8 protein-coding genes are annotated in these 6,357 nt (G+C 62.9%); 1 reads left to right on the plus strand and 7 read right to left on the minus strand.

What is annotated here, in order from left to right:
- Nucleotides 1-38: 38 nt before the first annotated feature.
- The 7 genes from AC1DUY_RS30365 to AC1DUY_RS30395 all read right to left on the minus strand — a co-directional run bounded on the left by AC1DUY_RS30365 (nt 39) and on the right by AC1DUY_RS30395 (nt 5,204).
- Nucleotides 39-653, minus strand: coding sequence for a riboflavin synthase (locus tag AC1DUY_RS30365; protein ID WP_478119118.1), 615 nt, complete (start codon nt 651-653; stop codon nt 39-41).
- A 121-nt stretch (nt 654-774) separates the two neighbouring features.
- Nucleotides 775-1,935 (minus strand): bifunctional diaminohydroxyphosphoribosylaminopyrimidine deaminase/5-amino-6-(5-phosphoribosylamino)uracil reductase RibD, encoded by a 1,161-nt coding sequence (ribD, locus tag AC1DUY_RS30370; RefSeq protein ID WP_478119120.1) that lies wholly within the window; start codon nt 1,933-1,935, stop codon nt 775-777.
- On the minus strand, nt 1,932-2,414 hold the full coding sequence (gene nrdR, locus AC1DUY_RS30375; RefSeq protein WP_068732542.1) for a transcriptional regulator NrdR: 483 nt from the start codon (nt 2,412-2,414) through the stop codon (nt 1,932-1,934). Before nrdR ends, ribD begins: the two co-directional genes overlap by 4 nt.
- Nucleotides 2,415-2,486: 72 nt before the next feature.
- A complete protein-coding gene (gene glyA / locus AC1DUY_RS30380) occupies nt 2,487-3,788 on the minus strand; it encodes a serine hydroxymethyltransferase (protein WP_478119123.1) in 1,302 nt (433 codons plus the stop codon).
- A gap of 200 nt (nt 3,789-3,988) precedes the next feature.
- Nucleotides 3,989-4,273, minus strand: coding sequence for a BrnA antitoxin family protein (locus AC1DUY_RS30385; RefSeq protein ID WP_441229919.1), 285 nt, complete (start codon nt 4,271-4,273; stop codon nt 3,989-3,991).
- Nucleotides 4,263-4,523: a BrnT family toxin gene (locus AC1DUY_RS30390; protein WP_478119125.1), complete on the minus strand. Its 261-nt coding sequence runs from the start codon at nt 4,521-4,523 to the stop codon at nt 4,263-4,265. The genes AC1DUY_RS30385 and AC1DUY_RS30390 overlap by 11 nt, the downstream gene beginning before the upstream one ends.
- Nucleotides 4,524-4,577: 54 nt before the next feature.
- The gene (locus tag AC1DUY_RS30395; protein WP_478119127.1) at nt 4,578-5,204 is read right to left on the minus strand and encodes a glutathione S-transferase family protein; all 627 of its coding nucleotides are present in this window, start codon (nt 5,202-5,204) and stop codon (nt 4,578-4,580) included.
- A 222-nt stretch (nt 5,205-5,426) separates the two neighbouring features.
- Here AC1DUY_RS30395 and AC1DUY_RS30400 point away from each other — a divergent pair, with 222 nt between their 5' ends.
- On the plus strand, nt 5,427-5,795 hold the full coding sequence (locus AC1DUY_RS30400; RefSeq protein ID WP_309945383.1) for a nuclear transport factor 2 family protein: 369 nt from the start codon (nt 5,427-5,429) through the stop codon (nt 5,793-5,795).
- Nucleotides 5,796-6,357: the final 562 nt, after the last annotated feature.

The following is a 6,357-nucleotide window of genomic DNA, read 5'->3' on the forward strand; positions in this document are numbered from 1 at the left end:
GGGACAAGCCCGGCCATGACGGCCGAGAGGTCGGAGCCTTAAACCGGCATTTCGCTCAGCCGCGCCGCATAGCGGGCCATCAGGTCGACCTCGATATTGATCTCGGCGCCTGCTTCCCACGCCTTGCCCAGCGTGGTGACGCTCAGCGTGTGCGGAATGATCAACACGGCGAACTGCACGTCATCGACGGTATTCACCGTCAGCGACACGCCATCCAGCGTGATGGAGCCCTTGGTGGCGATGAAACGCGCCAGTTCGCGCGTGGTGCGGAAGGTGATCCGCGCCATGTCCGGCAGGTTCTCGCGCGATACGATGGTCGCGATGCCGTCGGCATGGCCGGCGACGATATGGCCGCCGAGCTCATCGCCGATCTTCAAGGCGCGTTCGAGATTGAGGCGGGTGCCGAGCTTCCAGTGCTTCGCCGTGGTCATGCCCAGCGTCTCGGCGGCAGCGTCAACGTCGAACCAGGTTTTGCCATTGGCCACGCCGGAGCCGACCACTGTGAGGCAGACGCCGTTGCAGGCAATCGAGGCGCCATCGGCGATGGTGGTCTGGTCATAGTCGCAGAGAACGCGCAGCCGGTGGAGCTGGCCCTGCGCCACTTGCGTAAGGCTCTCGATCTCGCCGATGTCGGTGACAATGCCGGTGAACATGTTTTTAGTCTCTCAATCTCGCACGCTCTCTCATTTCGTCATGCCCGGCGAATACCGGGTATCCACGCCTTGCCCACGAAGGAAGGCGTGGATGGCCGGGACAAGCCCGGCCATGACGGAGCTAGGCAGTGGCCCGCTCGTAAATCGTCAGAGTGTCGCTCTCGATCGTCTCGCTAGCACGCTGCACAAAGTCCGGCGACCCAGTGATCGCCGATAGCGGCAATGCATCCAGCGCGGCGATGCCACCCTCGCCGATCTCCTTCGGCCCGCGAAACAGCCAGACCTCGTCGACCAGTCCCGCCGCCACGAAAGACGCCGCAACTTTCGATCCGCCTTCCACCAGCAGCTTCGTAATGCCCTTCTCCGACAAGCTATGCAGCACGGCGAGCAAATCCAGCCCCGGCGGCGGCGAGGTCGTGGTCGGCACGCGCAGCACCTGCGTGCCGGCAGCGCCCAGCGCCATCGCGGCGGGCGCTTCCGACAGGCTGGAGGTCATCACCCAGAGTGGCGTCGTACGCGCCGAATGCACGAGCTTGCTGTTACCGGAAATGCGCAGCGCGCGGTCGAGCACCACGCGCACCGGCGAGCGCTTCATCATGCCCGGCAAGCGACAGGTCAGTTCGGGATCGTCGGCCAGCACAGTGCCCATGCCGACCAGCACGGCGTCGCATTGCGCCCGCAAGAGATGCACGCGCGACCGCACCATCTCGCCGGTGACGGCGACCGGCTTGTGACCGGCTGCCGCGATCTTGTCGTCCGGCGACACCGCGAGCTTCAGCACGACATGCGGGCGCTTGTCGCGCACGCGGCGGAAATGCCCGGCGTGATCGCGTGCGGCCTGTTCGGCACAGAGCCCGACATCGACCCTGATGCCAGCGGCACGCAGCCGTGCATGGCCTTGGCCCGCCACGTCCGGATTGGGATCTTCAATTGCCGCAACGACGCGCGCGATGCCCGCGGCGACGATCGCATCGGCACAAGGGGGTGATTTGCCGAAATGCGAGCATGGCTCCAGCGTCACATAGAGCGTGGCACCGCGTGCGGCCTCGCCGGCCTGCGCAAGTGCGACAGGCTCGGCATGGGGACGGCCGCCGGGCTGGGTCCAGCCGCGGCCGAGGATCACACCGTCCTTCACGATGACCGCGCCGACCGCGGGATTGGGCCATGTCCGGCCCTGCCCGCGCCGGCCGAGCGTCAGCGCCAGCTGCATGAAGCGCAGGTCGGTTGCTTTCGCGTCAGCAGATTTTTGAGCGTATTGATCTTCCAGGATCCGGAAGATCATTTTCGGACCACCACCGGCCGGCCGTCGTCATCGGCATGCAATTCGCCGAGCACGGCCTCGAAGTCCTTGGCCTCGCGAAAATTGCGATAGACCGAAGCGAAGCGCACATAGGCGACGTCATCGAGCCCGCGCAGATGCTCCATCACGATCTCGCCGATGGTCTCCGACGAAATCTCCGCCTCGCCGCCGCTTTCCAGCTCGCGCACGATGGCCGAGACCATGGTCTCCACCCGCTCCGGATCGACCGGGCGCTTGCGCAGACTGATCGACAGCGAACGCACCAGCTTGTCGCGGTCGAACGGCACGCGGCGGCCATTGCGCTTGATCACCGTGAGTTCGCGCAGTTGCACGCGCTCGAAGGTAGTGAAGCGGAAGTTGCAGGTGACGCAGACGCGCCGCCTGCGGATCACGGCGGAATCTTCCGCGGGACGCGAGTCCTTCACCTGCGTATCGAGGCTATTGCAGTTCGGACAGCGCATTCCAAAGAACCTTCCAAAGAGCCATTCCTGCGCGACCTTCTGACCGCGCAGGTCTCCGCCTCGTAGCAGGCCTTACTGATAGATCGGGAAACGATCCGTCAGCGCCTTGACCTTCTCCTTCACGGCCGCTTCGACCAGCGGCGCACTGCCGTCGCCGGACTGCGCCACCGCGCTCAGCACTTCGGCGATCATCTCGCCGGTTGCCTTGAATTCGGCAATGCCGAAACCGCGCGTGGTGGCGGCGGGCGTGCCGAGACGGATGCCCGAGGTGATCCACGGCTTTTCCGGATCGAACGGCACGCCGTTCTTGTTGCAGGTGATGCCGGCGCGGACCAGTGCCTTCTCCGAGACGTTGCCCTTCAGGCCCTTCGGCCTGAGGTCGACGAGCATCAGGTGGTTATCGGTGCCGCCCGAGACAATGTCGTAGCCCTGCGCACGAAGCGTTTCGGCCAGCGCCTTGGCATTCTCGACAACGTTCTTGGCATAGACCTTGAAGTCCGGCTGCAGCGCTTCCTTGAAGGCCACGGCTTTCGCCGCGATGACATGCATCAGCGGGCCGCCCTGCAGACCCGGGAAGATCGCCGAGTTCAGCTTCTTGTACAGCGCCTCGTCATTGGTGAGGATCAACCCGCCGCGCGGGCCGCGCAGCGACTTGTGCGTGGTGGTCGTGGTGACATGGGCATGCGGCACCGGCGAGGCATGGACGCCGCCGGCAACCAGGCCAGCAAAGTGGGCCATGTCGACCAGCAGATACGCGCCCACGCTGTCGGCGATCTCGCGGAAGCGCTTGAAGTCCCACGAGCGCGAATAGGCCGAGCCGCCGGCGATGATCAGCTTCGGCTTCACCTCTTCCGCCTGCTTGGCGATCGCATCCATGTCGAGGATCTGGTCGTCCTTGCGCACGGTGTAGTGCACCGGCTTGAACCACTTGCCGGACATGTTGACGGGCGAGCCGTGGGTGAGATGGCCGCCGGCTGCGAGGTCGAGACCCATGAAGGTATCGCCCGGCTGCAGCAGCGCCAGGAACACCGCCTGGTTCATCTGGCTGCCGGAGTTTGGCTGCACATTGGCGAACTGGGCGCCAAACAGCTTCTTGGCGCGTTCGATGGCGAGGTTCTCAGCGATATCGACGAATTCGCAGCCGCCATAATAGCGCGCGCCCGGATAGCCCTCGGCATATTTGTTGGTCATCACCGAGCCCTGCGCTTCCATCACGGCGCGGCTGACGATGTTTTCCGACGCGATCAGCTCGATCTCGTGACGCTGGCGACCGAGTTCACCCTTGATCGCCTCGGCAATCTCGGGATCGGCCTGGGCAAGCGTGGCGGAGAAGAACGAGTCGGGCGCGGAGCCGGTTTTGGCCGAAGTGGTCATAGGGCAATATCTCCACCGCCGCGGCCTTCTTTCGGCGTGCGGACGGTCACGAGTGGCGATCAGGAAACGGTGCCCCGAATACCATATCTGGCCGGCGGGGCCAAGGTTTTGCGCCTCAGGGCGCGATATTTAGGCAGCGGGGTAAATGCGGCGATTGCACATGCCGATTGCCTACCGCCCGAAGTAAACGGCGATTCCCCCTATCGCTTGACGCCCGCCGCCTTACGCAGGACCTCGTCGATCTTCGATTGCCAGCCCGGCCCTTTGGACTTGAAATGGGTCAGGACATCCGGACTCAGTCGCAGTGAGACGAGCGTCTTGGTCGGCGCCTTATTGGGACCGCGCCCTTTGCGGATCGATTTGGCCAGATCCGGCAAGGCTTCAGCAAAGGGCTTAGCCTTGGCAAAGTCGTCCTTCGTCAATTCCGGGGTGTCGCTGACCTCTCGCATATCTTTGGCACCATAACCCCGCTTTTTAACGGTCATTGTAGAGCCTCCTCTCATTCTTACTGGCGGGACGCATGCTAATCACGCTCAAGGCCTCTTTTCCGAGAACCACGAACACCACCACAATGACGCCGCGGATATTCCGGCCGATGCCAATCCAACGCTTGGCTTTCACCTGTGACGGCAGAACCAGAGCGCCTTCGAAAAAGGCCTCATCGAGATCGGCGAAGTCCAACCCGTGCTTGTCCAGGTTGGCGAGACGCTTCGGCTCGTCCCAGAGGATTTTCATGATTATAATGTAGATACATTATAATCATCGGTCAACGTCCGAAGCGCTCCGTACCTATTTCGCCAGCCGGTATGCCCCGCCCTTCTCTACGCTGCGCTGGAACGCCGGGCGGGCATGCATCCGGCCAATCCAGGCGGCCAGGTCGGGATAGGCCTTGAGCCGGTCGAAGCTGCCGGCAACCTCGGCCACGAAACTCATCTGGATATCCGCGCCGGTCAGGCTGTCGCCAACGAAGAACGCGCGGCCCTGCAGCGCGCGGTCGGCATGACCGAGATGCCGGGCTATCTCGCTGTCGATCCGCGGCTGCAGCGGCGCGCCGGCCTCCTTCAGGCGGGACACGTAGAGATTGAGCATCAGCGGCAACATCGCCGAGCCCTCGGCATAATGCAGCCATTCGAGATAGGCCTCGTACTCAGCGCTGCCTTCCATGGGCCGCATTGCGCCCTTGCCGTAGCGGCGGATGACGTAGTCGACGACGGCTGCGGATTCCGCGATGGTCACATCGCCGTCGACGATGACCGGCGACTTGCCGAGCGGATGCACAGCCTCCAATTCCGGCGGCGCCAGCCGCGTCTGCGCATCGCGCTGATAGGTTGTCAGATCATAGGGCGCGCCGAGTTCTTCCAGCAGCCAGATGATCCGCTGCGAGCGGGAGTCGTTGAGATGATGAAGCGTGAGCATGGGCGTGTCCTTGTGTTGTCCCCGGACCGATCTGTAGACCGTCGGCGTGAGAGAAGTCTTCGAGGATTATCGCGCGAAAACAGCGAACAAGAAAATCTTCGCGAGCTTTTCCATGCTAGTTTGCCGGTAAGGCGACTGTCTGTCGTTGTGGAGAGGTTCGGCTCTCCTTCCCCTCTGCACCAAGCCAAGCCGCCAACCTGAGGCCTATCGCAGGAGGTTGAGATGGACGATGTACGGGCCGCCCTGGAGCGTCATTGGACTGCATCGGACGCGAACGATTTCGATATCGAACATGACATCTACCATGAGGATGCGATGCTTTATTATCCCCAATCGGGGGAACGCATCCGCGGTCGGCACAACATTCAGATGAGCCGACTTGTCCAGCCAAATGAGAAACGTTTTACGGTTCGGCGGATTATCGGCAACGGCGAATTATGGGTCACCGAATTCATCCTGACCTATGACGGTGTACCATCCTACGCGGTGAGCATCATGGAGTTCCGCGACGGACGGGTGGCCAACGAAACGCAGTATTTCGCCGATCGGTTTGAACCTGCAGTCTCGCGCGCGCATCTTGTCGAGCGATAGTTCGAGTAGCAGAACCGCGATGACAGTGCTTCGATGAGCACGCGTGTGATGAGCGCATCGCGTCCCGCTCGTCATTCCCCACCAACTGGTGTGCCCGAGGGCAGTCCGGACTGCGAAGCGGTCGGCATGAGCCGGCATCCCGATGTGTTCAGCCACCATCGTCATTCCGGGGCGTGCGTCGCCGGCGAAGCCGGCAGAGCGCGAACCCGGAATCCCGACGTGTTTGGCACGATCAGAAACTCCCATGCTGGGATTCCGGGTTCGCGCGCGCAAAGATGCACGCACGCCCCGGAATGACAGCTTGGGGCCGCAAGACAGCACGCAAACATTTTTTCCTATCCATCATTGACAACATCCCTACATTGATTATATTCCCCTCCGTCCTGCCCCACCGAGAGGGGCGATCGCGATCGTCACGTTCGCGGGGTGGGATGCGGTGGACGCCGGAGATGCGGCGTCACGCGGTTCATGGGGGAACGTCTGTCTTCGGGCAGGACGGATCTACGCCAGCACTGCCACTGGCAAGGACACGGCCGACCTTGAGATGGAAAGAGCCCTGGAC

It is taken from the genome of Tardiphaga sp. P4_G1 (genome assembly GCF_056401215.1).